Source organism: Acinetobacter sp. UBA3025 (assembly GCF_002367915.1).
In the GTDB taxonomy this organism is placed as follows: Bacteria; Pseudomonadota; Gammaproteobacteria; order Pseudomonadales; family Moraxellaceae; genus Acinetobacter.
In genome coordinates, this window is sequence record NZ_DFDO01000129.1 from 1 (window position 1) to 2,637 (window position 2,637).

At 42.6% G+C, this 2,637-nt stretch carries 4 protein-coding genes; all 4 read left to right on the top strand.

Features of this window, described 5'->3' with window-relative positions; genetic code table 11:
- The first annotated feature begins 293 nt into the window (after positions 1-293).
- Positions 294-1,271 (top strand): KpsF/GutQ family sugar-phosphate isomerase, encoded by a 978-nt coding sequence (locus B4J23_RS05615; RefSeq protein ID WP_004786235.1) that lies wholly within the window; start codon positions 294-296, stop codon positions 1,269-1,271.
- 3 nt (positions 1,272-1,274) lie between these two features.
- Complete coding sequence (locus B4J23_RS05620; protein ID WP_034170294.1) at positions 1,275-1,814, top strand: KdsC family phosphatase; 540 nt, start codon at positions 1,275-1,277, stop codon at positions 1,812-1,814.
- A 33-nt stretch (positions 1,815-1,847) separates the two neighbouring features.
- Positions 1,848-2,396 (top strand): LPS export ABC transporter periplasmic protein LptC, encoded by a 549-nt coding sequence (lptC, locus tag B4J23_RS05625; protein ID WP_034705852.1) that lies wholly within the window; start codon positions 1,848-1,850, stop codon positions 2,394-2,396.
- A partial coding sequence (locus tag B4J23_RS05630; protein WP_291359195.1) for an LptA/OstA family protein occupies positions 2,380-2,637 on the top strand: 258 nt, incomplete at its 3' end. The genes lptC and B4J23_RS05630, both read left to right, overlap by 17 nt.

Below are 2,637 nucleotides of genomic sequence, written 5' to 3' on the forward strand. Positions count from 1 at the left end.
AGTCTCGTTTCCCGCTCCAAAATTCAAAAAACCCTGATCGGAAGATTAGGGTTTTTTATTGCCTACGCAAAATAAAAACGACAACCAGAACTGATTTACCTAATGAAATTCTAAATAATGAAGAGCTTTCGGTCAGGGAAATTTCAAAACATTCTGTTTAAGTTTTATGAAAAGCTCTACATTTTGAAACCTGCTATTTGCATAGATATGATAAAATTGCGAAAATTATTTTTTTGCTAGAATGAGTCAACTCTGTATAGAGTTAAGGTAAACCTACTTTGAACCCACCAAATATGCCAAATCAAATAGACTTCCAGAAAGTTGCACTTGAAACCTTGCGTATCGAAGAACAAGCATTACAGATTTTAGCCACGCAGATCGATGAGCGTTTTAGTCAGGCATGTGAAATTATCCTGCAGTGCAAAGGTCGTCTGGTGATTACCGGGATGGGGAAATCCGGGCATATTGGCCGTAAGATGGCGGCAACTTTTGCCTCTACGGGTACGCCTTCATTCTTCATGCACCCGGGCGAGGCAGGGCATGGTGATCTTGGGATGCTGGTACCGGGTGATGTACTGATTGCCATTTCAAACTCAGGCAAAAGCGATGAAATCATGATGCTGATGCCTCTGATCAAGCGTCTGGAAATTCCTTTAATTACCATTAGTGGGGATGCCAAAGGCCCAATGCCACAAAATGCTGATGTGGCTTTAACTCTGGGTCATCTTCAGGAAGCCTGTCCACTTGGCCTGGCACCGACTTCGAGTACAACAGCAACTTTAGCGCTGGGTGATGCACTAGCTGTCGCTCTTTTAGATGCACGGGGTTTTACTGCTGACGATTTTGCCTTGTCACATCCAGCAGGTGCCTTGGGTAAACGCTTATTGCTGCATGTAAAACATCTCATGCATACAGGTTCAGAATTGCCAAAAGTGTCACCAGATACACCGATGAATCAAGTTTTATACGAGATTTCAAATAAACGCCTAGGTTTAACCACAATTGTGGATCAAAATGACCTTCTGCTGGGTATTTTCACTGATGGTGACTTGCGCCGCCTGATCGACAAACAGCAAGGTTTTGATGTTAATTTACCGATTCAGGAAGTGATGACCAAAAATCCGCTGACGATTTCTCAGGAAGCACGTGCTGTCGTTGCACTGGAAAAAATGAACGAACGTAAAATTAATCAATTTGTTGTGGTTGATGATGCCAATAAAGTCATTGGTGTAATTAGTATGCATGACCTGATTCAGGCTGGGGTAAATTAATAAATGGCATCTTATGTATTATTAGAGCAGGCACGTCATATTGAGGCACTGGTACTTGATGTAGATGGTATTTTAAGCGATGGTTTTGTCACATTGACCAATACAGGAGATGAGATCAAATCTTTTGATATCCGTGATGGTCTGGGTATGAAACTGGTACAGCAAGCCGGAATTAAAGTGATCATTATCACTGGACGTCAAAGCAATATCGTACAGAAACGTATGTCGGATTTGGGTGTAGATCTGGTTTATCAGGGCCGCGAAGATAAAGGGACTGCTTTACGTGAAGCTTGTACTCAGCTCAATATCGATCCTGAAGATTGTTTATACATGGGTGACGATTGGCCTGATCTGTCCGCCTTCGCGATTGCAGGCATGAAAGTGACTGTTCCAAACGGCCATGTCGAAGTACGTCGTCGTGCTGATCTGGTAACGCAAGCCTATGGTGGTCGTGGTGCGGTACGCGAGATTTGTGACATGTTACTGATGTCCAAAGGTAAGTACCAAGAGTTACTTGAAAAATATACTCGTGCGCCTTATTAATAAGTCATACATCCTGGATTAAGTACACCGCTTATGGACACTAGAGTTTTATATCTTACGGCTATTATCATTGCCGCAATAAGTGGTGGTTATTACTATTACAGCGGTAAAGGCAACAAGTTGCAGACTGATTCTGCACGTAGCATGACCTATTCTGCGAATAATATTAACTTAACCCAAACTGATGAAAAGGGCATGTTGTCTGTTCGTGCCCAGGTCGACCAGCTTGAACAAAACCTGCAGCTAGAGACTTCAAGTCTCAAAAATCTGCAGGCAACGACCTATAAAGACGGTCAGATTGATGCGACATTCTTTGCCAAACAGGGCAACGGTTATGATGACAATACAAAAGTTGTACTTTCTCAAGAAGTGCTGGCGACCAAGATCATGCAAAATGGAAAAATGCAGTTCCGCACCGAGGAGCTGACGGCTTTTCCGAAAACACGTGAAATTGAAACCGATAAAACTGTCATTGTTGAATCTCCACAGGCTGAATTTATCAGTCAGGGCCTAAAAGCCAATCTTAATGATGGTCAATACGAATTCTTTAATATTCGAGGAAAGTATGAACCAAATTCCTAGAGCTAAAATGATGAACACTTTCCTTAAGCGCGCTGCGTTATTAAGTCTGGTTGCATTGGGTTCAGCCACTGCGTTTGCATTGCCATCTGACCGTAATCAGCCGATTACCTTATTAGCTGACCGTGCGACTTTTAATGAGCGTACTGGAGTCACGACTTATTCGGGTAATGTCATCATTGAACAGGGCACCATGAAATTGCAGGCCAATTCGATTGTGGCGAATCTGAATAATAAAAAACAG

What these genes read in the sequence shown, in the direction of transcription:
- B4J23_RS05615 (WP_004786235.1), top strand. Translation starts at nt 294, where the DNA reads ATGCCAAATCAAATAGACTTCCAGAAAGTTGCACTTGAAACCTTGCGT.
- B4J23_RS05620 (WP_034170294.1), top strand. Translation starts at nt 1,275, where the DNA reads ATGGCATCTTATGTATTATTAGAGCAGGCACGTCATATTGAGGCACTG.
- lptC (WP_034705852.1), top strand. Translation starts at nt 1,848, where the DNA reads ATGGACACTAGAGTTTTATATCTTACGGCTATTATCATTGCCGCAATA.